This is a genomic window from Streptomyces sp. A01 (assembly GCF_059026195.1).
On sequence record NZ_JBWLKN010000010.1, the window covers coordinates 138,438 to 163,611 of the forward strand.

The 25,174-nt window shown below is 71.6% G+C and carries 24 protein-coding genes; 3 read left to right on the forward strand and 21 right to left on the reverse strand.

The window, feature by feature from the left end:
* Positions 1–16: 16 nt before the first annotated feature.
* The 15 genes from AC5P1B_RS15955 to hisI all read right to left on the reverse strand — a co-directional run bounded on the left by AC5P1B_RS15955 (position 17) and on the right by hisI (position 18,806).
* Entirely contained in the window at positions 17–211 is a 195-nt protein-coding gene (locus AC5P1B_RS15955) for a hypothetical protein (RefSeq protein ID WP_493887786.1), read from the reverse strand.
* A gap of 716 nt (positions 212–927) precedes the next feature.
* Positions 928–2,388: a glutamate synthase subunit beta gene (locus AC5P1B_RS15960; protein WP_493887787.1), complete on the reverse strand. Its 1,461-nt coding sequence runs from the start codon at positions 2,386–2,388 to the stop codon at positions 928–930.
* Positions 2,381–6,997, reverse strand: a complete 4,617-nt coding sequence (gltB, locus tag AC5P1B_RS15965) for a glutamate synthase large subunit (protein WP_493887788.1) — start codon at positions 6,995–6,997, stop codon at positions 2,381–2,383. The genes AC5P1B_RS15960 and gltB overlap by 8 nt, the downstream gene beginning before the upstream one ends.
* 313 nt (positions 6,998–7,310) lie before the next feature.
* On the reverse strand, positions 7,311–8,042 hold the full coding sequence (locus tag AC5P1B_RS15970; protein WP_493887789.1) for a VIT1/CCC1 transporter family protein: 732 nt from the start codon (positions 8,040–8,042) through the stop codon (positions 7,311–7,313).
* Positions 8,043–8,329: 287 nt separating this feature from the next.
* Positions 8,330–9,364 (reverse strand): prolipoprotein diacylglyceryl transferase, encoded by a 1,035-nt coding sequence (lgt, locus tag AC5P1B_RS15975; protein WP_493887790.1) that lies wholly within the window; start codon positions 9,362–9,364, stop codon positions 8,330–8,332.
* 299 nt (positions 9,365–9,663) lie between these two features.
* Entirely contained in the window at positions 9,664–10,440 is a 777-nt protein-coding gene (locus AC5P1B_RS15980) for a DsbA family protein (RefSeq protein ID WP_493887791.1), read from the reverse strand.
* 189 nt (positions 10,441–10,629) lie between these two features.
* Positions 10,630–11,433: a tryptophan synthase subunit alpha gene (gene trpA, locus AC5P1B_RS15985; protein WP_493887931.1), complete on the reverse strand. Its 804-nt coding sequence runs from the start codon at positions 11,431–11,433 to the stop codon at positions 10,630–10,632.
* Positions 11,434–11,543: 110 nt separating this feature from the next.
* Positions 11,544–12,836 (reverse strand): tryptophan synthase subunit beta, encoded by a 1,293-nt coding sequence (gene trpB, locus AC5P1B_RS15990; protein WP_493887792.1) that lies wholly within the window; start codon positions 12,834–12,836, stop codon positions 11,544–11,546.
* Positions 12,837–13,256: 420 nt separating this feature from the next.
* Positions 13,257–13,388 (reverse strand): tryptophan biosynthesis modulator TrpM, encoded by a 132-nt coding sequence (gene trpM / locus AC5P1B_RS15995; protein ID WP_493887932.1) that lies wholly within the window; start codon positions 13,386–13,388, stop codon positions 13,257–13,259.
* Between the two features lie 278 nt (positions 13,389–13,666).
* On the reverse strand, positions 13,667–14,476 hold the full coding sequence (gene trpC / locus AC5P1B_RS16000; RefSeq protein ID WP_493887793.1) for an indole-3-glycerol phosphate synthase TrpC: 810 nt from the start codon (positions 14,474–14,476) through the stop codon (positions 13,667–13,669).
* A 159-nt stretch (positions 14,477–14,635) separates the two neighbouring features.
* Positions 14,636–15,160 carry a DUF2752 domain-containing protein gene (locus tag AC5P1B_RS16005; RefSeq protein ID WP_493887794.1) on the reverse strand — a complete coding sequence of 175 codons (525 nt, stop codon included), beginning with the start codon at positions 15,158–15,160 and terminating at the stop codon, positions 14,636–14,638.
* Positions 15,161–15,322: 162 nt separating this feature from the next.
* A complete protein-coding gene (locus AC5P1B_RS16010) occupies positions 15,323–15,571 on the reverse strand; it encodes an HGxxPAAW family protein (protein WP_493887795.1) in 249 nt (82 codons plus the stop codon).
* A 356-nt stretch (positions 15,572–15,927) separates the two neighbouring features.
* Positions 15,928–16,611 (reverse strand): TIGR02234 family membrane protein, encoded by a 684-nt coding sequence (locus AC5P1B_RS16015; RefSeq protein WP_493887796.1) that lies wholly within the window; start codon positions 16,609–16,611, stop codon positions 15,928–15,930.
* An 82-nt stretch (positions 16,612–16,693) separates the two neighbouring features.
* Positions 16,694–18,214 carry an anthranilate synthase component I gene (locus tag AC5P1B_RS16020; protein ID WP_493887933.1) on the reverse strand — a complete coding sequence of 507 codons (1,521 nt, stop codon included), beginning with the start codon at positions 18,212–18,214 and terminating at the stop codon, positions 16,694–16,696.
* Positions 18,215–18,416: 202 nt separating this feature from the next.
* A complete protein-coding gene (hisI, locus tag AC5P1B_RS16025; protein WP_493887797.1) occupies positions 18,417–18,806 on the reverse strand; it encodes a phosphoribosyl-AMP cyclohydrolase in 390 nt (129 codons plus the stop codon).
* A gap of 146 nt (positions 18,807–18,952) precedes the next feature.
* Between hisI and AC5P1B_RS16030 the strand changes: the two genes are divergently transcribed.
* Together AC5P1B_RS16030 and AC5P1B_RS16035 are read left to right on the forward strand one after the other, a co-directional pair.
* Entirely contained in the window at positions 18,953–19,759 is an 807-nt protein-coding gene (locus tag AC5P1B_RS16030; protein WP_493887798.1) for a hypothetical protein, read from the forward strand.
* A 196-nt stretch (positions 19,760–19,955) separates the two neighbouring features.
* Positions 19,956–20,588: a TIGR03085 family metal-binding protein gene (locus AC5P1B_RS16035; protein ID WP_493887799.1), complete on the forward strand. Its 633-nt coding sequence runs from the start codon at positions 19,956–19,958 to the stop codon at positions 20,586–20,588.
* A gap of 140 nt (positions 20,589–20,728) precedes the next feature.
* Here the strand turns inward: AC5P1B_RS16035 and AC5P1B_RS16040 are convergent, their stop codons facing one another.
* A complete protein-coding gene (locus AC5P1B_RS16040) occupies positions 20,729–21,106 on the reverse strand; it encodes an ATP-binding protein (protein ID WP_493887800.1) in 378 nt (125 codons plus the stop codon).
* Positions 21,107–21,347: 241 nt separating this feature from the next.
* Between AC5P1B_RS16040 and AC5P1B_RS16045 the strand changes: the two genes are divergently transcribed.
* Complete coding sequence (locus AC5P1B_RS16045; protein WP_493887801.1) at positions 21,348–22,109, forward strand: GntR family transcriptional regulator; 762 nt, start codon at positions 21,348–21,350, stop codon at positions 22,107–22,109.
* 71 nt (positions 22,110–22,180) lie between these two features.
* On the opposite strand, the gene hisF is transcribed toward AC5P1B_RS16045, so the two are convergent.
* The 5 genes from hisF to AC5P1B_RS16070 form a co-directional block, all read right to left on the reverse strand.
* The gene (gene hisF, locus AC5P1B_RS16050; RefSeq protein WP_493887802.1) at positions 22,181–22,951 is read right to left on the reverse strand and encodes an imidazole glycerol phosphate synthase subunit HisF; all 771 of its coding nucleotides are present in this window, start codon (positions 22,949–22,951) and stop codon (positions 22,181–22,183) included.
* The gene (locus AC5P1B_RS16055) at positions 22,948–23,433 is read right to left on the reverse strand and encodes a Rid family hydrolase (protein WP_493887803.1); all 486 of its coding nucleotides are present in this window, start codon (positions 23,431–23,433) and stop codon (positions 22,948–22,950) included. Before AC5P1B_RS16055 ends, hisF begins: the two co-directional genes overlap by 4 nt.
* The gene (gene priA / locus AC5P1B_RS16060; protein ID WP_493887804.1) at positions 23,430–24,161 is read right to left on the reverse strand and encodes a bifunctional 1-(5-phosphoribosyl)-5-((5-phosphoribosylamino)methylideneamino)imidazole-4-carboxamide isomerase/phosphoribosylanthranilate isomerase PriA; all 732 of its coding nucleotides are present in this window, start codon (positions 24,159–24,161) and stop codon (positions 23,430–23,432) included. The genes AC5P1B_RS16055 and priA overlap by 4 nt, the downstream gene beginning before the upstream one ends.
* 168 nt (positions 24,162–24,329) lie before the next feature.
* Positions 24,330–24,974, reverse strand: a complete 645-nt coding sequence (gene hisH, locus AC5P1B_RS16065) for an imidazole glycerol phosphate synthase subunit HisH (RefSeq protein WP_493887805.1) — start codon at positions 24,972–24,974, stop codon at positions 24,330–24,332.
* Positions 24,971–25,138 carry a hypothetical protein gene (locus AC5P1B_RS16070; protein WP_493887806.1) on the reverse strand — a complete coding sequence of 56 codons (168 nt, stop codon included), beginning with the start codon at positions 25,136–25,138 and terminating at the stop codon, positions 24,971–24,973. The genes hisH and AC5P1B_RS16070 overlap by 4 nt, the downstream gene beginning before the upstream one ends.
* Positions 25,139–25,174 lie beyond the last annotated feature (36 nt).

Here is a 25,174-nt window from a genome sequence, read left to right on the forward strand (position 1 = left end):
GGTCGGCCGGGCGCTCTCAGCCCTTCGCCCACCAGCGCCGCAGCACCCGTTCCGCAGGCTTGCCGTGCGGGCTGTAGGCGAGCCGTGGCGGCGTCTCGCCGCTGTCCGGCCAGTCGTCCCACATCCACCAGCACGCTCCGGCCCACCAGTCCGCGCCGTCGAACGAGGCTGAGCAGCGCGTCGTAGGCGGCCTGCTCGGCCGTCGCCTCACGGTCGCTGACAGACCATGAGTAGGGGACGGTGGTGGCGCCGTGCCGGCTGACGTCTCCGGCCTCGGTGAACAGGATCTTCCGGTTCTTCCGCTCGGCGAACGTGGCGAGTTCGGCGGCGATCGGCCGCCATGCCGCGCGGAGTTCGCGGGTGTCGGCGGTGGCGGTGCGGGTCGGCGTGCGCCAGCTTCACGATGCGGCGCGGGCTCGTGTCGCTCGCGGTCTCGGCCGTGGTGTGCGGCCGGGAGTCGTGGCGGTGGCGCTGGTACCAAGTGGGGGTGAAGGTGACCCAGCGCGCTCCGGTGGCGGCGATCCGCCGCAGGTAGTCCCGCGCCCGGGGGCTGTCGTAGTCGTGGGCGTTCCACGCCGGGAGGGTGATCCCCCGTATCCGCGCGGCGTTCTCCCTGGTGGGCGTGGCGTCGGCAGCGGAATCCCCCCTGCCGCCCGAGCACCCCGCCGCAGGGCGAGGGCCACGGCGATGACGGCGGACGTCAGCCCCGCTCTGCTCAGGCTCCGTGTCAGCTGCCCGCCCCCGCGCTCCACCTGACTGATCGGCCCAGGCTGCCGGCAGCGGGGAAAGGCTGCGGAAAGGGGGCGGGAACGAGAGTGCGGCGCCTGCCTCCGGTCGGGGATGGGCAGGCGCCGCTTGTTCCGTACGGCGCTGTACGGGACACCTCCAGCGCTGTCGGCAGTGCTCGGCGGTGTTCCCGGCCGGGCGCTAGACCGTCAGCGCACGGTCGGTGGGCCTGATCGGCGCGGGCAGGGCGCTCACACCGGTCAGGTAGTGGTCCACGGCGCGGGCCGCCGAGCGCCCCTCGGCGATGGCCCAGACGATCAGCGACTGGCCACGGCCCGCGTCACCCGCGACGTACACGCCGTCCACGTTGGTGGCGAAGTCCGCGTCCCGCGCGACGTTGCCGCGCGCGTCCAGCTCCAGGCCGAACTGCTCGACGAGGCCGTTGCTCTGGTCCGTGCCGGTGAAGCCCATCGCGAGGGTGACCAGCTGGGCCGGGATCTTCCGCTCGGTGCCGGGCTTCTGCTCGAACTTGCCGTCCTTGAACTCGACCTCGACCAGGTGCAGGAACTGCACGTTCCCGTCCTCGTCGCCCTCGAAGTGGGTGGTGGACACCGCGTACACGCGCTCGCCGCCCTCCTCGTGCGCGGAGGTGACCTTGTACGTCATGGGGAACGTCGGCCACGGCTGGTGGCCGGGGCGCTCCTCGCTCGGCCGGGGCATGATCTCCAGCTGGGTGACGGAGGCCGCGCCCTGCCGGTGGGCGGTGCCGACGCAGTCCGCGCCGGTGTCACCGCCGCCGATGACGACGACGTGCTTGCCCTCGGCGGTGATGGGAGGAGCGACGAAGTCGCCCTCCTGCACCTTGTTGGCGAGCGGCAGGTACTCCATCGCGGCGTAAATGCCGTTCAGTTCGCGGCCGGGCACCACCAGGTCGCGGGAGACGGTGGCTCCGGCGGCGATGACGACCGCGTCGTAGCGCCTGCGGAGCTTGGCCGCGTCGACGTCGCGGCCGATCTCCACCTCGGTGCGGAACTTGGTGCCTTCCGCGCGCATCTGCTCGATGCGGCGGTTGATGTGCCGCTTCTCCATCTTGAACTCGGGGATGCCGTAGCGCAGCAGCCCGCCGATGCGGTCGGCGCGCTCGTAGACGGCGACCGTGTGCCCGGCGCGGGTGAGCTGCTGGGCGGCGGCGAGACCGGCCGGTCCCGAGCCGATGACGGCGACGGTCTTGCCGGACAGCCGCTCGGGCGGCTGCGGGGTCACGTCACCGGACTCCCACGCCTTGTCGATGATGGTGACCTCGACGTTCTTGATGGTCACCGGCTGCTGGTTGATGCCGAGCACACAGGCGGACTCGCAGGGCGCGGGGCACAGCCGCCCGGTGAACTCCGGGAAGTTGTTCGTCGCGTGCAGCCGCTCGCTGGCCTCGGACCAGTCGCCTCGGTAGGCGTAGTCGTTCCACTCGGGGATGAGGTTGCCCAGCGGGCAGCCGTCGTGGCAGAACGGGATGCCGCAGTCCATGCAGCGGCCGGCCTGCTTGCTGATGACCGGCAGCAGGGAACCGGGAACGTAGACCTCGTTCCAGTCCTTCACACGTTCGTCCACCGGGCGGGTCTTGGCGACCTCGCGGCCAGTGGTCAAAAAGCCCTTGGGGTCAGCCATTGGTCGCCGCCTCCATCATCTTCTCGGTGGTCTCGGACTCGGAGAGCCCGGCTAGCTCGGCGGCGTCCTTGGCCGCGAGCACTGCCTTGTAGGTGGCGGGCAGGACCTTGCTGAAGCGGGTCTTGGCCGTGTCCCAGTCGGCGAGGAGCTTGGCGGCCACCGTCGAGCCGGTCTCCTCCTGGTGACGGCGCACCACGTCGTGCAGCCACTGAGTGTCGGCGTCGTCCAACGGCTCGACGGCACCGGTGAGTTCCTTGTTGACGTTGGCCGGGCTGAGGTCGATGACGTACGCGACGCCGCCCGACATACCGGCCGCGAAGTTGCGCCCCGTCTCGCCGAGGACGACGGCCTTGCCGCCCGTCATGTACTCGCAGCCGTGGTCGCCCACGCCCTCGGAGACGACGGTGGCGCCGGAGTTACGCACACAGAACCGCTCGCCGACCCGCCCGCGCAGGAACATCTCGCCGCCGGTGGCGCCGTAGCCGATGGTGTTGCCCGCGATGGTCGAGAACTCGGCGAGGTGGTCGGCGCCCCGGTCGGGGCGCACGATGACCCGGCCGCCGGACAGGCCCTTGCCGACGTAGTCGTTGGCGTCGCCTTCGAGGCGCAGGGTGATGCCGCGCGGCACGAACGCGCCGAACGACTGGCCCGCCGACCCGGTGAAGGTGATGTCGATGGTGTCGTCGGGCAGTCCGGCGCCGCCGAACTTCTTCGTCACCTCGTGGCCCAGCATGGTGCCGACGGTCCGGTTGATGTTGCGGATCGCGACCTGGGCGCGGACCGGCTGCGCGGCCTCGGCGTCGGGCGCGGCCAGCGCGTCGGCCGCCAGCTTGATCAGCTCGTTGTCGAGTGCCTTCGCCAGACCGTGGTCCTGCTCGGTGACCTGGTGCCGTACGGCGCCGTCCGGCAGCTCCGGGACGTGCAGCAGCGGCTCCAGGTCCAGGCCCTTGGCCTTCCAGTGGTCCACGGCGCGGGAGGTGTCCAGCAGCTCCGCGTGGCCGACGGCCTCCTCCAGCGTCCGGAAGCCCAGCTCGGCGAGGATCTCCCGGACCTCCTCCGCGATGAAGTTGAAGAAGTTGACGATGTACTCGGCCTTGCCGGTGAACCGCTCGCGCAGGATCGGGTTCTGGGTGGCGATGCCGACGGGGCAGGTGTCCAGGTGGCAGACGCGCATCATCACGCAGCCGGAGACGACCAGCGGCGCGGTCGCGAAGCCGAACTCCTCGGCGCCCAGCAACGCCGCGATGATCACGTCGCGGCCGGTCTTCAGCTGGCCGTCGGTCTGCACGACGATACGGTCCCGCAACCCGTTGAGCAGCAGGGTCTGCTGGGTCTCGGCGAGGCCGAGTTCCCAGGGGCCGCCCGCGTGCTTCAGGCTCGTCAGCGGGGAGGCGCCGGTGCCGCCGTCGTGGCCGGAGATCAGCACGACGTCCGCGTGCGCCTTGGAGACACCGGCGGCGACGGTGCCCACGCCGACCTCGCTGACCAGCTTGACGTGAATACGCGCCTTGGGGTTGGCGTTCTTCAGGTCGTGGATCAGCTGGGCGAGGTCCTCGATGGAGTAGATGTCGTGGTGCGGAGGCGGCGAGATGAGGCCGACGCCGGGGGTGGAGTGCCGGGTCTTGGCGACCCACGGGTAGACCTTGTGGCCGGGCAGCTGGCCGCCCTCGCCGGGCTTGGCGCCCTGCGCCATCTTGATCTGGATGTCGTCGGAGTTGACCAGGTACTCACTGGTCACGCCGAACCGCCCGGAGGCGACCTGCTTGATGGACGAGCGCCGCGCCGGGTCGTACAGCCGGTCCGCGTCCTCGCCGCCCTCACCGGTGTTGGACTTGCCGCCCAGCTGGTTCATGGCGATGGCGAGGGTCTCGTGCGCCTCGCGGGAGATCGAGCCGTACGACATGGCGCCGGTGGAGAACCGCTCGACGATCTCCGAGACGGGCTCGACCTCCTCGACCGGGATCGAGGGCCGCTCGCTCTTGAGACCGAACAGGCCGCGTAGCGTCATCAGCCGCTCGGACTGCTCGTTGACCCGCTCCGTGTACTTCTTGAAGATGTCGTAGCGGCGGGCGCGGGTGGAGTGCTGGAGCCGGAAGACGGTGTCCGGGTCGAACAGGTGCGGCTCGCCCTCGCGGCGCCACTGGTACTCGCCGCCGATGTCCAGCGAGCGGTGCGCGGAGGGGACACCGGTGGCCGGGTACGCCTTGGCGTGCCGGGCGGCGACCTCCTTGGCGACGACGTCGAGTCCCGCGCCGCCGATCTTGGTGGCGGTGCCGTGGAAGTACGTGTCCACGAACGCCTCGTCCAGGCCGACGGCCTCGAAGACCTGCGCGCCGCGGTAGGAGGCGACGGTGGAGATGCCCATCTTGGACATCACCTTGAGCACGCCCTTGCCGAGCGCCTTGATGAGGTTGCGGATGGCGTCCTCGGCCTCGATGCCGGGCAGGAACGTCCCGGCGCGCACCAGGTCCTCGACCGATTCCATGGCGAGGTACGGGTTGACCGCGGCCGCGCCGTAGCCGATGAGCAGCGCGACGTGGTGCACCTCGCGGACATCGCCCGCCTCCACGAGCAGCCCCACCTGGGTGCGCTGCTTGGTGCGGATGAGGTGGTGGTGGACGGCCGAGGTGAGCAGCAGCGACGGGATCGGCGCGTGCTCGGCGTCGGAGTGCCGGTCGGAGAGCGTGATGAGCCGGGCGCCGTCCGCGATGGCGGAGTCGGCCTCGGCGCAGATCTCGGCGATCCGCGCGGCGAGCGCGTCGCCGCCGCCATGGACGCGGTAGAGACCGGAGAGGGTGGCGGCCTTCAGCCCTGGCAGGTCGCCGTCGGCGTTGATGTGGACGAGCTTGGCCAGCTCGTCGTTGTCGATCACCGGGAACTGGAGGGTCACGCTGCGACAGGAGGCCGCGGTCGGCTCCAGCAGGTTGCCCTGCGGGCCGAGCGAGGAGATCAGCGAGGTGACCAGCTCCTCGCGGATGGCGTCCAGCGGCGGGTTGGTGACCTGCGCGAAGAGCTGGGTGAAGTAGTCGAACAGCAGCCGGGGGCGGTCGGAGAGCGCGGCGATAGGCGAGTCGGTGCCCATCGAGCCGATCGGCTCAGCGCCCGCCTTGGCCATCGGCGCGAGGAGGATGCGCAGCTCCTCCTCGGTGTAGCCGAAGGTCTGCTGGCGGCGGGTGACCGAGGCGTGGGTGTGCACGATGTGCTCACGCTCGGGCAGGTCCTCCAGCTCGATCTCGCCGGTGGCGAGCCATTCCGCGTACGGCTGCTCGGCGGCGAGGCCGCTCTTGATCTCGTCGTCCTCGATGATGCGGTGCTCGGCGGTGTCGACGAGGAACATCTTGCCGGGCTGGAGGCGTCCCTTGCGGACGACCTTGGACGGGTCGATCTCCAGGACGCCGACCTCGGAGGAGAGCACGACGAGGCCGTCGTCGGTGACCCAGTAGCGGCCGGGGCGCAGCCCGTTGCGGTCGAGCACGGCGCCGACCTGGGTGCCGTCGGTGAAGGTGACGCAGGCGGGGCCGTCCCAGGGCTCCATCATCGTGGAGTGGTACTGGTAGAACGCGCGGCGGTCCTGCGGCATCGAGGCGTGGTTCTCCCATGCCTCGGGGATCATCATCAGCACGCTGTGCGGCAGCGACCGGCCGCCGAGGTGCAGCAGTTCGAGTACCTCGTCGAAGGAGGCGGAGTCGGAGGCGTCGGGCGTACAGACGGGGAAGATGCGGTCGATCTTGTCCGCGCCGAACAGGTCGCTCGCGAGCTGTGACTCGCGGGCCCGCATCCAGTTCCGGTTGCCCTTGACCGTGTTGATCTCGCCGTTGTGCGCGACGAAGCGGTACGGGTGGGCCAGCGGCCAGGACGGGAAGGTGTTGGTCGAGAACCGCGAGTGCACCAGCGCGATGGCGGTGGCGAACCGGCGGTCGGAGAGGTCGGGGAAGAACGGCTCCAGCTGCCCGGTGGTGAGCATGCCCTTGTAGACGAGGGTCCGCGCGGAGAGCGAGGGGAAGTACACCCCGGCCTCCCGCTCGGCGCGCTTGCGCAGCAGGAACGCCTTACGGTCCAGCTCCAGCCCTGACGCGGTGCCCTCGGCGTCGGCGACGAAGAGCTGGGAGAAGGCCGGCATGGTCGCGCGGGCGCCGTTGCCGAGCAGCTCGGGGGCGACGGGGACGACACGCCAGCCCAGGACGGTCAGACCCTCTTCGGTCGCGATCGTCTCAATGCGTGAGACCGCGGCGGCGGCTTCCTCAGCCGCGCCGGGGAGGAAGGCGATGCCGACGGCGTACGCGCCCGCCTCGGGCAACGGGAAGCTCACGCTCTCCCGCAGGAACGCGTCCGGCACCTGCAAAAGGATGCCCGCGCCGTCGCCGGAGTCCGGCTCGGAGCCGGTGGCTCCGCGGTGTTCCAGGTTGCGCAGGACGGTGAGGGCCTGTTCGACCAGCGCGTGGCTGGCCTCGCCGGTGAGCGTCGCGACAAAGCCGACGCCGCATGCGTCGTGCTCGTTACGGGGGTCGTACATCCCCTGTTGGGCGGGGCGCCCGTGCAGCGGCGACCAGGCAGCGGTGGCGCCGCTGCCGGTCGCGGAAGGCACGGGCTGGGGGTGCGCGGAACGCATCGGCTCTCCCGTCGTCGTCGGTGGCAAGTGCTGGTGCCGAGGGACGACGTTGGCCCTCTGCGAATTTCGTGCAGGTTACATGATGGCCCGCTTCTCAAGAAGCGGATACGGCGTTTCAGCATGCGGACACCGCACGAAAGCGGTGGGGCGGTGCGAGGGGGCGATACGGCCCACCTGCGCGACGAACGGCCGCGGGCGACGTTGCCCGCAGCGCCTGGGCCTTATGCCCGGTAGTGAAAGAACTGAAACCGCCAAGTAACCTGCATATTATTCGGCCGTTCGTATGAAGCACGCATACAGCGTCTGCGCCGCGTCACCCTACGGCGGTCCCGAACAGGATGCCCAGGACGTACGTCACACCCGCCGCCGCCCCACCGAGAGCCAACTGGCGCAGCCCGCTGAACCACCATGACCTCGCCGTCACCTGGGCCACCACCGCACCGCACGCGAACAGCCCGACCAGCGCCAGCAGCACCGCGGGCCACAGCACCGAGGCGCCGAGCAGGTAAGGCAGCAACGGCAGCAGCGCGCCGAGGGCGAACGCGCCGAAGGACGACACCGCGGCGATCATCGGAGAGGGCAGATCGTCGGGGTCCACGCCCAGCTCCTCGCGGGCGTGCACCTCCAGCGCCTGCTCGGGGTCCTTCGACAGCTGCCTGGCCACCTCCCGCGCCAGCTTCGGCTCGACGCCACGCGACTCGTACAGCGCCGCCAGCTCAAGCAGCTCGTCCCCCGGGTGCTTGCGCAGCTCGGCGCGCTCGACCTCCAGCTCGGCGAGCACCAGCTCACGCTGTGAGGCCACGGAGGTGTACTCGCCCGCCGCCATGGAGAACGCGCCCGCGGCCAGCCCGGCCAGCCCGGTGATCACGATGGTCTGCTGCGAGACGGAGCCACCGGCGACGCCGGTCATCAGCGCGAGATTGGAGACCAGGCCGTCCATGGCACCGAAGACAGCGGGCCGCAGCCAGCCGCCGTTGACGTCGCGGTGCGTGTGGTTGTCACGGTGGGCGACGTGCGGTGGTTCGGTGCTCTGCAAGACGGACATCGGACGTGTTCCCTTCCCCACGGAGACAGGCGTTCCGCCCGCTCTCAACGCTTCGAAGATACGCTCGATTTCCGCCCCTCCGCCAGCAAGGCAGGCCGTACTTACCTCGCTGACCTGCACAAACGTGTAGGTGGTTGCGCAAACTAAGTTCTGCGGCGGAGGTGCTGTGACGCCGAGGCGACGCCGTGGGCGGGCGCTGTGGGGCGGGCCGGCCGCACATGACGGAGGCCGCCGGACCCTGGGGTCCGACGGCCTCCGTCGTCAGCTGTGCGGCGCGCGTCGCGCGCTCAGGACTTCTTCGACGCCTCGGCGCCGGTGGACCCGTCGCCTTCGGTCTGGTCCTTGCGCTGCGGCTTGCGGGGCTCGCGCGGCTTTTTCGGACCGGAGGCGGTGGCAGCCGCCGCCTTCGCCGCGGGCTCGTCGTCTGCGTCCTCGGCGTCTTCGGCGTCACCGATCCTGGCCGCGTCACCGGTCCTGGCCGCGTCGTCGTCCGCCGCCTCGACGGCGGCGGGCTCCACGACGAGCTCCCGGCCCGGGCGGCGCTTCGTCGAGATCACGATGTACGCCACCGCCGCGAGGAAGACGACGATCGACGTCCAGTTGTTGAGCCGCAGGCCCAGCACCTCATGGGCCTCGTCGACCCGCAGGTACTCGATCCAGAACCGGCCCACGGTGTACGCGGCGACATACACGGCGAACGCCCGGCCATGCCCGAGCTTGAACCGCCGGTCCGCCCAGACGACCAGGGCGGCCACGCCCAGGCACCACAGCGACTCGTAGAGGAACGTCGGGTGGTAGGTCCCGGCGACGGTGCCGGTGGCGGGGTCGGCGTCGATCTTCAGGGCCCACGGGACGTCGGTCGCCTTGCCGAACAGCTCCTGGTTGAACCAGTTGCCCCAGCGGCCGATCGCCTGGGCGATGGCGATACCGGGCGCGAGGGCGTCCGCGTACGCCGGAAGCGGGATGCCCCGGCGGCGGCAGCCGATCCACGCACCGACCGCACCGAGCGCGATGGCGCCCCAGATGCCGAGGCCGCCCTCCCAGATCTTGAAGGCGTCGACCCAGTCCTCGCCCTCACCGAAGTACAGCTGGTAGTCGGTGATGACGTGGTACAGACGGCCGCCCACCAGGCCGAAGGGCACCGCCCATACGGCGATGTCGGCGACCGTGCCGACCTGGCCACCGCGGGCGACCCAGCGCCGCCCGCTGTACCAGACCGCGACGAAGACACCGATGATGATGCAGAACGCGTAGCCGCGGAGCGGGATCGGGCCAAGATCGATCACGCCGGATGACGGACTGGGGATATAAGCGAGGTCCATGACAGCCCTGACGCTACCCTGCCAGCCGGCTGGCCCGACAACCCACCCACGACAACAGCTACGTAACGGCCCCAGCCCACCCAGAGCACTGAGCCCGCCCGGCACACTCCCCAGCCTGTCCGGCACATTGCCCGCCGGTCCGGCACATCCCAGCCGGGCCGGCACATCCCAGCCCGTCCGGCGCTTGAGGACAAACGGCTTGAGGACAGACGGCTTGAGGACAACCGCCCGAGGAAACCGCTTGAGGCCGCAGACAGACCTGGCGACCCACCCCAAGCACCGGAGCCAGCCGGGCACGGCTACCGCCTGGCCGCCACTTCCTTCCTCAGCTTCGCCGGAGTCAACTGGTTCCTCTGGTCCTTGAAGACGTTCTTGCCGTTCAGCAACACCGTAGGAGTCGAGTCGTGCCCCGACTTCTCGAAGTCGGTGTCCACCTTCTTCACCCAGCTGTCATGCGTGCCCTTGTTCACGCAGCTGCGGAAGGCCGGGCTGTCCAGCCCCTTCACCTTCCCCGCCAGCTCGATCAGGTGCTTCCTGTCCGCGAAGGCGTCATCGGTCTCCCTCGGCTGGTTCTGGTAGAGCACGTCGTGGTACTCGGGGAACTTCCCGACGTCCTGAGCGCACGCCGCCGCGCTGGCGGCACGCAGCGACCCGCGGCCACCCATGTTGCCGTCGATGAGCGTGACCAGGTGGTACTCGGCCTTGAGGTGTCCCGCTTCCCGCAGCTCGTTGACAGTCTCGCGGAAGCGCTGCTCGAACCCCGCGCAGCCGGGGCAGCGGAAGTCCTCGTACACGGTCAGGGTGGACCGCGCCGACGCCTTGCCCGCCGAGATCGCCACCTGGTTCTTGCCTGTCACGCCCTTCGGGGCCGCGACCGGGCCGTTCGCGTCGCCGCCGTCGTCGTCTTTTTGCCCGGCGATCAGGGCACCGATGCCCGCCACCGCTCCGAGGACGACCACGACGACACCGGCCGCGATCAGAGCGCGCTTCCGCTTGTCCCGCGCCTCGTCCTTCGCTCGTTGTTCCCGCAGCCGCTCGCGGGCGCTGCGCTTGTCCGCACGATTCTTCTGACTCACGCCCCTGATCAACGAGGCCGGGCTTCACCGCTGCGCGTCTCGGCGGCGTATTCGCCCGATCGAGCGATCGTCACGCGCACGCCGTACCGCGGACCGCGCCACCGCGCCGCCGGTATTCAGCAAAAAAAGGCGGTGCGACCGGCCCTCCGGCCGATCGCACCGCGCCGCACATCCGCCTGCCGCCGCACCTCAGGCGCGCTGACGTACCCCCTTGGCGAGTTCCGCCGCGAGCGAGCGCACCGCGGCCAGGCCCGCCTCCAGTTCCGGCGCGTCCAGCAGCCGCTTGACGAACGCCGAGCCCACGATCACCCCGTCCGCGAACTGGGCCACCTCGGCGGCCTGTTCGGGGTTCGAGACGCCGAGCCCCACGCACACCGGCAGTTCGGTGGTGGCCCGGGTGCGGGTGACCAGGTCCTGCGCCTGGAGGCCGACCGACTCGCGAGTGCCGGTCACCCCCATCAGCGAGGCCGCGTAGACGAAGCCGCTGCCCGCCGCCGTGATCTTCGCGAGCCGCTCGGGCCGGCTGCTCGGCGCGACGACGAAGACGGTCGCGAGCCCGTGCCGCGCGGCGGCCTCGCGCCAGACCGCCGACTCCTGCACCGGCAGGTCGGGGAGGATGCACCCGGCGCCGCCCGCCGCCGCCAGCTCGGCGGCGAACCGCTCGATGCCGAACCGGTCGACCGGGTTCCAGTACGTCATGCACAGCACGGGCGCACCGGTCGCCGCGTGCACGTCCCGCACCGTACGGATCACGTCGATGATCTTCACGCCGCCGCGCAGCGCGATGTCGTCGGCGGTCTGGATGACGGGCCCGTCGAGGACCGGGTCGCTGTGCGGCAGCCCGATCTCCACGACGTCGCAGCCGCCCTCGATCATCGCGGAGGCGGCGCGGACGCCGCCCTCGACGGTCGGGAAACCGGCCGGGAGATAGCCGACGAGCGCGGCCCGGTTCTCCGCGCGCGTCGCGGCGAGGACCGAGTTCAGCAGTTCCAGATTGCCCGCGCCCGAGCCCGCTCTCGTGGCCGCGCCTGTGGCCGCGCCTGCGGGCCGCTCATCGCCGGTGCCGCCCGCCACCGTGCTCGTACCGCGCTGTCCGCTCTCGCTCACTTCGACCCCTCGCCTTCGCTGCCGGCGCCCTGCTGGGCCGTGGCCGTTTCGTCGGCGCCTGGCTGTCCGTCGTACAGCCCGAAGTAGCGGGCCGCCGTGTCCATGTCCTTGTCACCGCGTCCGGAGAGGTTCACCAGCAGCAGCCCGTCGGGCCCCAGCTCCCGGCCGAGCTCCAGCGCTCCGGCCAGCGCGTGCGCGCTCTCGATCGCCGGGATGATGCCCTCCGTGCGCGACAGCAGGCGCAGCGCCCGCATGGCCTCGTCGTCCGTGGCCGAGCGGTACTCGGCGCGGCCCACGTCCTTGAGGTAGGCGTGCTCGGGCCCGACGCCCGGGTAGTCGAGTCCGGCGGAGATCGAGTACGGCTCGGTGATCTGCCCGTCCTCGTCCTGGAGCACGTACGAGCGGGACCCGTGCAGAATCCCGGGGTCGCCGACGCTGAGTGTGGCGGCGTGCTCGCCGGTGGAGATGCCGTGCCCGGCGGGCTCGACGCCGACAAGCCGGACGTCCGCGTCGGGGATGAACGCGTGGAAGAGGCCGATGGCGTTGGAGCCGCCGCCGACACAGGCGACAGCGGCGTCGGGCAGCCGGCCGGCGCGCTCCAGCAGCTGGCGGCGCGCCTCGACGCCGATCACCCGGTGGAAGTCGCGCACCAGCGCGGGGAAGGGGTGCGGGCCGGCGACCGTACCGAAGAGGTAGTGCGTACGGTCCACGTTGGCGACCCAGTCGCGGAACGCCTCGTTGATGGCGTCCTTGAGGGTGCGGCTGCCGGATGTGACGGCGATGACCTCGGCGCCCAGCATCCGCATGCGGGCGACGTTCAGCGCTTGCCGCTCGGTGTCGACCTCGCCCATGTAAATGGTGCATTCGAGGCCGAACAGGGCGCACGCGGTGGCGGTGGCGACGCCGTGCTGCCCGGCGCCGGTCTCGGCGATCACCCGGGTCTTGCCCATGCGCCGGGTGAGCAGTGCCTGCCCGAGCACATTGTTGATCTTGTGCGAGCCGGTGTGGTTGAGGTCTTCCCGCTTCAGGAAGATCCGGGCCCCGCCCGCGTGCTCGGCGAACCTCGGTACCTCGGTCAGGGCGCTCGGTCGGCCCGTGTAGTTGACCATCAGCTCACCGAGCTCGGCGGCGAACGCCGGGTCCGCCTTGGCCTTCTCGTACTCGACGGCGACCTCGTCGACCGCGGCGACCAGCGCCTCGGGGATGAACTTGCCGCCGAACGCGCCGAAATATCCCTCGGCGCTGGGGATCTGACCCTGCGGGTCCGGAATGAAGAAATCAGAAGTCATCCGGCGTACTCCTCAGTCGGGGCGGCCGCCCCGCGATGTCACGTCGTCACGTAGGTCGCGCGATCACGCACGCGGCACGCGAGAACACGGAAATACAGGAACACAGAAACACGAGAACTCAGCAACACGGAACAAACGTGTGCGGAAAGGACAGGTAGCCGCAGAAGCCCCTGGCGGCTGCACAGCGCTATGGAAGGCCGCGGAGCCTCACGGTAGGTGAAGGGCGGAAGGAGAGGGCCACGGCAGGTGAGCGTCGCGCCGGGCAGTCCCGTACGCGATGTTCCCGCCGGCGGACCGCCACCCGGCGTCCGTACCCCGCCGTCCCCTCGCCCCGCGCGCGGGTCCAGAAGGCAGGTCGCGGCCAGCGGGCAGCGCGCGGCGGGCATCGAGGGAGGGAGCTTCGGCGGGGCGTGGAACGGCTCAGCGGCCGAGCGACGCCCCGGGCCATCGACGCCCGTTGACCTGGCCTGGTTCGCAGCCGATGTGGTAGCGCACCCGGCGCCCGCGCACCCGGCGGGCGGGCGCCCGGCAGCCGCGGTGCCACGGAGGCAGCGCGCGGCGGTCGGGTTCCCCGGACGCGTACGGTTCGCGCCCGGCCAGGGACAGGTAGGAGGCGGCGGCAGCGGCCGGTGCCGAGCGGGCCGCTTCGGTGAGGAGAGGTGACGCGGCCCGGGCACCAGCCGGGAAAACGCCGCCGGAGGCGCGCGGGAGCACCGGGGCGATGCCTGAGGCGACGGCGCGAGGCGCCATCGGCGCCGCGGGCACGCCGACGGGAGCCGGGTGGTGGCCCGGCCCTGCGTGGCGTGTGCGGCGCGTGGTCATGCGGGAGGTCAGCCCCGCCCGTGGCGCAGCGCGGGATGCGCGCCCGCCGCTACGAGGTCGGCGACGGCGGACCGCGGGTCGCGGCCGGTGACCAGGGACTCGCCGACGAGCACGGCGTCCGCGCCCTCATTGGCGTACGCGATCAGGTCGTGCGGCCCCCGCACCCCGGATTCGGCGATCTTCACGATGTGCGAGGGGATCTCGGGGGCGACGCGGGCGAAGTTGTCCCGGTCCACCTCAAGCGTCCGCAGGTTGCGCGCGTTGACGCCGATGATGCGCGCCCCCGCGTCCACCGCCCGCTCGACCTCGTCCTCGTCGTGCACCTCGACGAGCGGGGTGAGCCCGATGGACTGGGAGCGCTCGATCAGCGAGACCAGGGCGTCCTGGTCCAGCGCGGAGACGATCAGCAGGATGACGTCGGCACCGTAGGCGCGCGCCTCCCACAGCTGGTACGAGGTGACGATGAAGTCCTTGCGCAGCACGGGGATGTCCACCCGGGCACGGACGGCCTCAAGGTCGGCGAGGGAGCCGCCGAAACGGCGCTCCTCGGTCAGGACGCTGATGAGGGCGGCGCCACCCGCCTCGTAGTCGGCGGCGAGCCCGGCCGGGTCGGCGATGGCGGCGAGCGCGCCCTTGGACGGGCTGGACCGCTTGACCTCGCAGATCACCTTGACGCTGTCGCCCTTGAGCGCGGCGACCCCGTCCTTGGCCTGCGGGGCCCTTGCCGCCCGCTCCTTGAGCTCGTCGAGGCTGACGCGCGCCTGCCGTTCGGCGAGGTCGGCACGGACTCCGTCGATGATCTCGTCGAGCACACTCACGCGAGTGGCCCCCTTCCGGTGGAGCTTGGCGGTCGGCGCCGGTGCGGCGGAAAACCACATCACAGGCATGGCCGATGGTATCTGTCGCAGGGCTGAGGTCCCGCATCCGGTTGACGGCGGTGCCATAACCTGGCCGGTCGGCCAGGCGTCCTGGAGGTGTCAAGGGGCAAGAGCGACCCCGAATGGCAGGTTGCGGACAAGCGAGAAGACGAGAGCGAGCACGGCCAGCGTCCACCAGCCCCAGCGGACGGCCGAGGGGCCGGGGACACCCGCCGTACGCGCCCGCGAGGGCTGGGCGAGCCGGGCGTCCACGTCAGGCCCCGGGGACTCCGCGGCCCGTGCGGACCGCGCGGCTCCCGCTCCCACGGAGCGCGCGCACCACGCCACCCATACGACGACGAGGACGGCGAAGCCGACGACGGCGAGGGCATTGGCGCCCAGCGCGGTCGCCAGGTCGCCGTGGGTGAGGGCGTGCGCGCTGCGCAGGCCGCCGCAGCCGGGGCACAGGACGCCGGTGTGGCGGAGCATCGGGCACGCCGGGTAGTGCCCTGGTTCGTTCGGATCGACCACCGCGACGAGCGCGAAGGCTCCCGCCGCCCCGGCGAGCACGCCGAGCGGGGCGGCGAGGCGGCGTGGCACCGACCCGTGGGCGGCGCCGCCAATGCTGAGCCGAAGGTGGTCCACAGCTTCGAGTGTCCGCCGGAAAACGCGAAGGCGCAGCTCAGAAGCCACGTACATACGGCTTACGGCCGTACGGGCTTGTGGGCCACGCCAGTGCGTCGCGTGACAGCGCGGCGGGAGGCCCCGTCCGGGAGGGGAAGGGCGCGCCGCGCGTCGGTCGCGGCGTCAGGTCCGCGCGTGCGGGTGCTCCGGCTGGGCGGTGGTCCGCAGGTGCGGCTCGTGCTTCGGCTGGCCGAGACCGGCCGCGCGCATCGCCAGGCCCACGATGCCGCCGAGCGCGACGACGACGAGACCTGCCCAGAAACCGACCGGGTTGGCCATCACGGTGAACGCGCCGGAGACGCAGAAGCCGATGAAGGCGATGGTGACGCCGGTCCAGGCGGCCGGGGTGTGTCCGTGACTGGTACCCGCCATGAGTTCTCCTCGTTTGCTGTGTCGCTCCCCGGTGCGTTCCACCAGATCCGGTCTGCCGGACGCCACCGGGGATGGCCCCCAGGATCGGGGCGCGGGGCTGCTGCTGCCATTGTCCCTGACGCGCTGATACGCGATCAGCTGGGGTGGGCCGAGCGCGCGGTGGGCCGTTGGCGGCGCGTGCGCAGGTCAGCCACCCCGGTGGGCCACATGGGTGAATCGGGTGAAGCGGGACGAGCTGGGCGGACCGAGTGGACAGGTCGGACCGCTCGGACGGCCGCGGGGGGACGCAGCCGGAGGCCGGCTCGCCGGCGACCGGACAGGCGACCGCACAGGCGACCGCACAGGCGGCGGTCGGGTCAGCGGTCCCCGCCGGTCGGGTCCTCGCCCCGGTCCAGGGCCTTCCAGAGTTCCTCGGGGCGCTCGGGGTCCGGCGCGGGGCGGGAGCGGCGGGGCCTGGGGCGGTCGGGGCCGCCGCCCGCGCGCTCGTACCGGCCGGACATGGCGGGCCAGGCCCGGCCGTAGCCGAGGGCGAGGGCGCCCGCGATGAAGATCAGTACGCCACCGGCGAAGGCGACCCAGGGCCAGGGCGTGTAGCTGACGCCGTGGATGGCGGTGCCCGCGATGCCGGTCGTCTCGGCGGCCTTGTCCTCAAGGGCGGACTTGTCGCTGGTCGCGAGCAGCGAGCCCACGGCGGTACCGGCGCCGCACAGCGCGAGGGCTCCGGCCACGGCGTAGCGGCCGACGCCGCGTACGGCGAAGACCGCGACGAGAGCGGCGAGGCCGACGATCGCGAGCGCGCCCGGCAGGCCGGTGATGTCCTGGCCGCTGACCGTTCGCCGCAGGTCACCCTGGGCGAAGGCGGCGTTGCCCGCGGCCCAGGTGCGGCCGGACGCCAACAGCACCAGGGCGGCGCCGATCGCGGCGAACAGCAGGGCGACGGCGAGGCTCAGCTTGGCGCGCTTGCCCGCCGCGCCGCCGCGCTCGGCTCGCGCGGCGCCCTCGGCTTGGTCACGTGGCTGGGGTACGGCAGCTGTACTCACGCTCACCACTATCCCCCACGGGGTGGTGCCGTCTCCCACAGGGTGGTGCGGGAGCGCGGGACCGGGCCGCCCGGTGGTGCCGTCAGCGGCCGGGGCGTGCCTCGGCCAGGCGACCGGCGGTGCTGACGGCCCTGAGGACGGCCGCCGCCTTGTTGCGGCACTCGGCGTTCTCCGCCGCCGGGTCGGAGTCGGCGACGACCCCGGCGCCCGCCTGGACGTACGCCCTGCCGTCGCGGAGCAGCGCGGTCCTGATGGCGATGGCCGTGTCCGAGTCCCCCGCGAAGTCCAGGTAGCCGACGCAGCCTCCGTACAGGCCGCGCCGGGTGGGTTCGAGTTCCTCGATGATCTGCATGGCCCGGGGCTTGGGGGCGCCGGACAGGGTGCCCGCGGGGAAGCAGGCGGTGAGGACGTCGAAGGCGGTGCGTCCGGGGGCGAGCGTGCCGGTGACGGTGGAGACGATGTGCATGACGTGGCTGTAGCGCTCGATCGACATGAAGTCCACGACCTCGACGCTGCCGGGTTCGCACACCCGGCCGAGGTCGTTGCGGCCGAGGTCGACGAGCATCAGGTGCTCGGCGCGCTCCTTGGGGTCGGCGAGGAGCTCGTCGCCGAGGGCGGCGTCCTCCTGCGGGGTCGCGCCGCGCGGCCGGGTGCCCGCGATGGGGTGCACCATGGCGTGCCCGTCCTCGACCTTGACCAGGGCCTCGGGGCTTGAGCCGACGACGTCGAAGACGCCGCCGTCCGCGCCGGGGAACCGGAAGAGGTACATGTACGGGCTGGGGTTGGTGGCCCGGAGCACCCGGTACACGTCGAGGGCGGACGCCTCACACGGCGTCTCGAACCGCTGCGACGGCACGACCTGGAACGCCTCGCCCGCGTGGATGCGCTCCTTGATGTCGGCGACGACCTCCATGTACGCCTCGCCGCCCCACAGGGCGGTGAAGTCGGGGAGTTCGGCGGGCGGCAGGACGGCCGGTCTTGTGGGCACGGCGCGCGCCAGGTCGGCGGTCATCGTGTCGAGGCGGGCGACGGCGTCGTCGTACGCCTCGTCCACGCCGGTGTCGAGGTCGTTGTGGTTGATCGCGTTGGCGATCAGCAGGACGGTGCCGTCCCAGTGGTCGAGCACGGCCAGGTCCGAGGTGAGCAGCATGGTCAGCTCGGGCAGCCCGAGGTCGTCCCGGCCGCTGTCGCCGATCTTCTCCAGGCGGCGGACGATGTCGTAGCCGAGGTAGCCGACCATGCCGCCGGTGAACGGCGGCAGGTGCAGCAGACCGCCGAGGTCGCGCGGCGTGTGCAGGGTCTCGACGGTGGCGCGCAGCGCGGCCAGCGGGTCGCCTTCGGTGGGGACGCCGACCGGCGGGGTGCCCAGCCAGTGGGTGCGTCCTTCGCGTTCGGTGAGGGTCGCGGCGCTGCGGACGCCGATGAAGGAGTAGCGCGACCACGAACGGCCGTTCTCCGCCGATTCGAGCAGGAAGGTGCCGGGCCGCTCAGCGGCGAGCTTGCGGTACAGGCCGACCGGGGTGTCGCCGTCCGCGAGCAGCCTGCGGCTGACGGGGATGACACGGCGGTCGGCCGCCAGCTTCCGGAAGGTCTCGCGGTCCATGGTGCCCGTCGCGTCCGTCATACCCGCATCACCCGTCATGTCGTGACCGCCGTACCCATCCTCTGCGTGATCCCTGTGGGCCCTTGTGGGCCCTTGTGGGCCTGACCTGCCCGCCGTCGCGGCGCGCCCCCGGTGTCCAGGCGTGCCCTCGGCGTCCCGGTCGCGGCGGTGGCGGCGACCGGGTGCGTCATGGCAGCGGAGCCTACTGTCCCAGGGGCAGCGTGCCCGCGTCGAAGCAGGTGCGGTCGCCGGTGTGGCAGGCGGCACCGACCTGGTCGACCTTGACCAGCACGGTGTCGGCGTCGCAGTCCAGCGCGACGGACTTCACGTGCTGGACGTGCCCGGAGGTGTCGCCCTTGACCCAGTACTCCCGGCGGCTGCGGCTCCAGTAGGTGCAGCGGCCGGTGGTGAGGGTGCGGTGCAGGGCTTCGTCGTCCATCCAGCCGAGCATGAGCACCTCACCGGTGTCGTACTGCTGGGCGATGGCGGGCACGAGTCCGTCGGCGCTGCGCTTGAGGCGGTCCGCGATGGCCGGATCGAGACCGGCGGGCGTCCTCGGCGAGGCGCCGGAGGCGGGGTCGGGGCTGGGCATGCGCCTATTGTGCCCCGGAGCGCGCGGCCACGGCGCCGGGTGCCCGCGCGGGCCTGTCGCGCGCCGGTGACCGCACATCACGCCCCGTACGTCTCAGGCGACAGCCCGCTTACGCCGTTGTCGGAGCCATACGGCATGCTTCTGATATGACGTATCCGCCGCCTCCGAACGACCCTCATCAGCCGGGAAACCAGGGTGGTTTCGGGCCACCGCCGCCCCAGGGCTTCGGGCCGCCCGTCCAGCCGGGCGGATTCGGCGGATATATGCCGCCGCCCCCGCCGCCCCGCCGCAACACGGGGAAGATAGCCGCCATCGCCGTGGGTTCGGTGCTGGCCGTCGCCGTGATCGCCGGCGTCGTCGTCGCCGCGGCGGGGGGTGACGACGATGACGACACCTCGGCGAAGGACAAGCCGCGCGAGACGGTCAGCTCTTCGCAGTCGCCCTCCTCCGGGTCGTCCGCGACCCCCAGCGCCCCGTCGGCCACCCCGGGTTCGCCCGGCCAGGGCGCTCCGATCGGCGGCGGGACGGACTCGCCGGGCGGCGAGACGTCGCCCGCGCCCTCGGCCTCGTCCTCCACGCCCGGCGACCTCGTGCCCTACGTCGTGCTGAAGCCCGGCACCTGCTTCGACCACCCGGGCCTCGACCCGTCGGTGACGAAGGTCGAGAAGCGCTCGTGCAGCAGCGCGCACGACGGTGAGGTGATCTCCAACGCGACACTGACCGGCTCTTTCAGCACTGAGAAGGAGATCCAGACCAAGGCGCTCTCGCTGTGCGAGAAGGCCGCCGCCGGGCGCCTGAAGAGCATCCCGCAGGACGGCAAGACGTACTACTACTACGCGTTGTATCCCTCGCAGCCCACCTACACCATCCGAGGCCAGGACCAGGTCTCCTGCTCGCTCACGCTCAGCGCCACGCCGGGCGGCAAGAAGCTCCACGCCCCGCTGCCGACCTGAGCCGCGTGCCCGCTCCGCTCGCGTCGGCGGGGCGACACGGTGGGGTGACCGGGGCGACGCTGCCGTCGCCGCGCGCGTCCAGCGCGCGGCGACGGCAGCGTGCGCGCCCGCGCCGTGGCCGGGACCCGACGCCTGTGCCCGGCGCGCGGGCGCGGCGGCGTGGCCGGGCGGGCCAGGTGGCCCGTAGGGTGGCCGTATGTCAACCTACGCGAAGCGCGAACGCCTTCTGCTGGCGGACTTGTTGGAGGCGGCGGGTCCGCAGGCCCCGACCCTGTGCGGCGGTTGGACGACCCGCGATCTGGCGGCCCACCTGGTGGTCCGCGAACGCCGCGGTGATGTCGCCGCGGGCATCCTGCTGAAGCCGCTGGCGCCCCGGCTCGCCCGGGTCCAGGCCGAGTTCGCGGCGAAGCCGTACGAGGAACTGATCCAGCTCCTGCGCACCGGCCCGTCCCGGCTCTCGCCGTTCGCCCTGAAACAGGTCGACGAAGCGGCCAACATCGTCGAGTTCTACGTCCACGCCGAGGACGTCCGCCGCGCCCAGCCCGACTGGACGCCACGCGAACTCGACACGGTCTTCTCCGACACCCTGTGGCGCCGCGTCGAGCGTTCGGCCCGCACACTGGCCCGCAAGTGCCCGGTCGGCCTCGTCGTCCGCCTCCCGGACGGCCGCACGGCGGTGGCCCGCAAGGGCACCCCGGTCGTGACGGTCACCGGCGAACCAGCCGAGGTGCTGCTCTTCCTCTACGGCCGCAAGGAGGCCGCACGCGTCGAGACCGACGGCGACAAGGAAGCGGTGGCCCGCCTGCGGGACGCGTTCCTGGGCCTGTGAGACGGCGGGGAGTGGCGGCCGGGTAAGCACGCGCCACCCGCCGCCGCAGGCGGCCCCCGCGCCCCCGGCCTTCCTCGCCGCCCACCGTGACCGGCGCGACCTGCCGTGCCCCGCCAGGACCCACAGAGCCCGACCCGTCCTCAGCCACGTCCCGGCCCCGCCGGAGCGCTCCACACCTCGCGCACGCCGAACCCGACGAGCGTCCCGCCGCCGGCGTCGGCCCGCCACCACCACTCGTCGGCCAGCGCGTCCACGATCAGCAGCCCACGCCCTTCCTCCGCGTCGGGCTCGGGTGTACACGGCTGAATCGCCGTCGTGATCCCAGGGTTGCGGACTTCGACCCGGAGCGATCGCCCCGCCCGGTACCAGTCCACGCGTACATGCCACAGTCCGTCAGCACGTCCACAGCGGATCGCGTTGGTGACCAGTTCCGAGATCATCAACTCGCAGTCGTCCATCGAGCGCGCGAACTCCTGACGGGCGGCGAGCTTGTGCCACCACCGGCGTGCACGGGCCACCGACTCCGGCACAGGACGCAGCACTATGGCGCCAAGCCAACGCGGAACCGCTCATCATCCGGGTAACCAACGCAAGGCGCCATGGAACCACTCCCACACGAGAGACATCTCTAGAGAGATTCGGGTGACGACTAGTGAAGCGAAGCCTCTCTAGAGATGTCAACTGGCCTGTGGCTGCCCTCACCGCTCACGCCGACGGGCAGCGACCTAGGGTGTCTCCAGAGAGGACGGAGGACGACCGTTGACAGCAGGCCAGGGCGAAGGACAGCTCAAGTACCAGCGCATCGCCGACGCGCTCAAAGCGGCGATCGCCACGGGCGAGTACGGGCCGGGTGACCGGCTGCCGGGTGAGAACGAGCTGATGGCCACGTACCAGGTGGCGCGGATGACCGCCCGGCAGGCGCTCGGCGTGCTGCGCAGCGAGGGGATCGCCGAGGCTCGGAAGGGTGCCGGGGTGTTCGTCCGTACGTTCCAGTTGCGAAGGCGGCGAGGGGTCCAGCGGCTGGCCCGCGAGCACTGGGCGGCAGGTCACTCTGTCTGGGAGGCTGACCTTGACGCGGACCATGAACTGGTCGTAGACAACTTCTCCGTGCGCGAAGAGAAGGTCAGTGGCCGCCTCGCTGAGGTACTAGGGGTTGCCTCGGGAGCCCGGGTAGTGAGCCGAACCCGCCGTTTCTTGGTCAACAGGAAACCGGTGTTGCTGTCGACGTCGCATCTCTCAGCCTCGCTCGTCGCTGGTACAGCCATCGCCGAGAAGGACAGTGGCCCCGGCGGCATCTACGCCCGACTTGCTGAGCTTGGCCATGCCCCCACTCACTTCCGCGAGGAACTCCGTTCCCGAATGCCCACGGCCGCAGAGGCTCGCGACCTTCAGCTTTCCAGCGGAACCCCGGTCATCATCATGTGCCGCACCGCGTTCACCGAAGACGGCCGGGCCGTCGAGGTCAACGAGATGACGCTCGACGCCGGTTCGTACGTCCTCGAATACGACTTCGACGCCTGACCGCGGTGGACGGCGGCGACCGCGGCGACCGCCGCCGCACGCAGTCGTCCTCCCGCCGCGCGCCCAGCGCGCTAGCGCACCGGGTGTCCCGCCTCCCGCAGGGTCTGCTTCACCTCGCCGACGCGCAGGTCGCCGAAGTGGAAGACGGAGGCGGCTAGTACCGCGTCCGCGCCCGCCGTGATGGCCGGGGGGAAGTGCGCGAGCCCACCGGCGCCGCCGCTGGCGATGACCGGGACGGTGACCTGGGCGCGGACCGCCGCGATCATCGCGGTGTCATAGCCGTCCTTGGTGCCGTCCGCGTCCATCGAGTTGAGCAGGATCTCGCCCGCGCCCAGCTCGGCTGCCCGGTGGGCCCATTCCACGGCGTCGATGCCGGTGCCACGGCGGCCGCCGTGCGTGGTGACCTCGTAGCCGGAGGGGGTGACCGTGCCCTCCGGGCAGCGGCGCGCGTCCACCGACAGGACCAGGACCTGGCGGCCGAAGCGCTCCGCGATCTCGCGGATCAGCTCCGGGCGGGCGATGGCGGCGGTGTTGACGCCGACCTTGTCGGCTCCGGCGCGCAGCAGGCGGTCCACGTCGTCCGGGGTGCGGACGCCGCCGCCCACGGTGAGCGGGATGAAGACCTGCTCCGCGGTGCGGCGCACCACGTCGTAGGTGGTCTCGCGGTCACCCGAGGACGCCGTGATGTCGAGGAACGTCAGCTCGTCGGCGCCCTCGTCGCCGTAGAGCTTGGCCATCTCGACGGGGTCGCCCGCGTCTCGCAGGTTCTGGAAGTTGACGCCCTTGACGACGCGGCCGTTGTCCACGTCCAGGCAGGGGATGACTCGGACCGCGAGGGTCATGGCGTTGTTCCTTCGGGGGTACCGTCCGGGAGGCGTCCCGCCGCCGGCGCCTCGGGCGCGGCGGCAGCGGGGTCGCGGACTGCTTCGAGTTCCACCTCGACCAGCACCCGGGAGTCGACGAAGCCGGAGACCACGACGACGGTCGCGACCGGGCGCACGGCGTCGAAGATCTCCTTGTGGGCGCGGCCGACCGCGTCCACGTCACGGGCGTGGGTGAGGTAGAGGCGGCTGCGGATGACGGCTTCGGCCCCGAGGCCGAATTCGCCCAGGGCGATGAGCGCGTTGCGCAGCGCCGCCAGGGTCTGTTCGTACGGGTCGCCCTCGCCGTAGAGCACGCCGCCCACCATCGGCATCGTTCCGGCGACGAGGACGCGGTCCCCGGCCGCCACGGCACTGGCGAAGCCGATCGTCTCTTCCCAGTGGCTGCCGCTCTGGTGCCGCTCGGTCTTCGGTTCGTGCCGGACGGGCTCGGGTGTGGTCATACGGACACAGCCTCCAACGCCTCTTCCAAGGTGAACGCCTTGGCGTAGAGGGCCTTGCCCACGATGGCGCCCTCGACACCCTCCGGGACCAGCTTGGTGATCTCACGCAGATCGTCAAGGGAGGAGACGCCGCCGGAGGCGACGACGGGCTTGTCGGTGACCGCGCACACGTCACGCAGCAGCTGGAGGTTGGGGCCCTGGAGCGTGCCGTCCTTGGCGATGTCGGTGACGACGTAGCGGGCGCAGCCCTCGGCGTCGAGGCGGGCGAGCGTCTTGTACAGGTCGCCGCCGTCGCGGGTCCAGCCGCGGCCGCGCAGCGTGGTGCCGCGTACGTCGAGGCCGACAGCGACGCGGTCGCCGTGCTCGGCGATGACCTTGGCGACCCACTCCGGGGACTCCAGGGCGGCGGTGCCCAGGTTGACGCGGGTGCAGCCGGTGGCCAGCGCGGCGGCGAGGGAGGCGTCGTCGCGGATGCCGCCGGACAACTCGACCTTGATGTCCATCGTCCGGGTGACCTCGGCGATCCGGTCCCGGTTGTCACCGGTGCCGAACGCCGCGTCGAGGTCCACCAGATGCAGCCACTCGGCACCCGCCTGCTGCCAGGCGAGGGCAGCGGACAGCGGGTCGCCGTACGACGTCTCGGAGCCGGACTCCCCATGGACGAGGCGGACGGCCTGGCCGTCGCGGACGTCTACGGCGGGGAGGAGTTCGAGGCGGTGCGTTGTCATCGGTGCGTGTCCTAGCGGGTGCTCAGGTGGGCATTGACGGCTGTGATGCTTCGGCGGCTGTGAAGATCGCTGTGACGCTTCGGCGGCTGTGAGGGTTCCGGGCTTGTGTTGTGTGGCGTGCTTTCGGCGGCTTGGCCGCCGTGTGCCGCGGTGGTGCGGTGGCGCGGTCTAGAGCGTGGCCAGCCAGTTGGTCAGCAGCTGGGCCCCGGTGTCGCCGGACTTCTCCGGGTGGAACTGGGTGGCCCACAGCGGACCGTTCTCCACGGCCGCCACGAACGGCTCCCCGTGCGTCGCCCAGGTGACCTTGGGCGGCTGGATGGCGGGGCTGGTGACCTCAAGGGTCCACTCCCGCGCCGCGTAGGAGTGCACGAAGTAGAAGCGCGCCTCGGCGTCGAGGCCGTCGAACAGCTGCGAGTCCTCGGGCGCCTTGACCGTGTTCCAGCCCATGTGCGGGACGACGGGCGCGCGCAGCGGCCCGACCGTGCCGGGCCACTCGTCCAGGCCCTCGGTCTCCACGCCGTGCTCGATGCCGCGCTCGAAGAGGATCTGCATGCCGACGCAGATGCCCATCACCGGGCGGCCACCGGCCAGGCGGCGGCCCACGATCCAGTCGCCGCGCGCCTCCCGCAAGCCCTTCATGCAGGCGGCGAACGCTCCGACGCCGGGGATCAGCAGCCCGTCGGCCGTCATCGCCCGTTCGTAGTCGCGGGTGATCTCGACGTCGGCGCCGACGTGCGCCAGCGCGCGCTCGGCGGAGCGGACATTGCCGAAGCCGTAGTCGAAGACCACCACACTCGGTGTGCGCCGCGTCATCCCCACACTCCTTGCAGTCGCATCAGGCCCGCGATCAGGCACATCGCCGCGCTGAGTCCGAGCAGCACGACGACGCCCTTGGGCATGCCCTGCTTGGCGAAGGAGTAGACACCGCCGAGGAGGAACAGGCCGACGACGATCAGGACAGTTGAAAGGCCGGTCACTGTGTCATTCTTCCGATCTCTTCGTAGCCCAGGGCG

Excerpts from the sequence above, each read along its gene's own strand:
- trpB (WP_493887792.1), bottom strand. The coding sequence starts at position 12,836 with ATGACTTCTGATTTCTTCATTCCGGACCCGCAGGGTCAGATCCCCAGC.
- lgt (WP_493887790.1), bottom strand. The coding sequence starts at position 9,364 with ATGGACCTCGCTTATATCCCCAGTCCGTCATCCGGCGTGATCGATCTT.
- AC5P1B_RS15960 (WP_493887787.1), bottom strand. The coding sequence starts at position 2,388 with ATGGCTGACCCCAAGGGCTTTTTGACCACTGGCCGCGAGGTCGCCAAG.
- hisH (WP_493887805.1), bottom strand. The coding sequence starts at position 24,974 with ATGACGCGGCGCACACCGAGTGTGGTGGTCTTCGACTACGGCTTCGGC.
- AC5P1B_RS16035 (WP_493887799.1), top strand. The coding sequence starts at position 19,956 with ATGTCAACCTACGCGAAGCGCGAACGCCTTCTGCTGGCGGACTTGTTG.
- AC5P1B_RS16010 (WP_493887795.1), bottom strand. The coding sequence starts at position 15,571 with ATGGCGGGTACCAGTCACGGACACACCCCGGCCGCCTGGACCGGCGTC.
- AC5P1B_RS16055 (WP_493887803.1), bottom strand. The coding sequence starts at position 23,433 with ATGACCACACCCGAGCCCGTCCGGCACGAACCGAAGACCGAGCGGCAC.
- hisI (WP_493887797.1), bottom strand. The coding sequence starts at position 18,806 with ATGCCCAGCCCCGACCCCGCCTCCGGCGCCTCGCCGAGGACGCCCGCC.
- hisF (WP_493887802.1), bottom strand. The coding sequence starts at position 22,951 with ATGACCCTCGCGGTCCGAGTCATCCCCTGCCTGGACGTGGACAACGGC.
- AC5P1B_RS16030 (WP_493887798.1), top strand. The coding sequence starts at position 18,953 with ATGACGTATCCGCCGCCTCCGAACGACCCTCATCAGCCGGGAAACCAG.
- AC5P1B_RS16020 (WP_493887933.1), bottom strand. The coding sequence starts at position 18,214 with ATGGACCGCGAGACCTTCCGGAAGCTGGCGGCCGACCGCCGTGTCATC.
- AC5P1B_RS15970 (WP_493887789.1), bottom strand. The coding sequence starts at position 8,042 with ATGTCCGTCTTGCAGAGCACCGAACCACCGCACGTCGCCCACCGTGAC.
- gltB (WP_493887788.1), bottom strand. The coding sequence starts at position 6,997 with ATGCGTTCCGCGCACCCCCAGCCCGTGCCTTCCGCGACCGGCAGCGGC.
- priA (WP_493887804.1), bottom strand. The coding sequence starts at position 24,161 with ATGACAACGCACCGCCTCGAACTCCTCCCCGCCGTAGACGTCCGCGAC.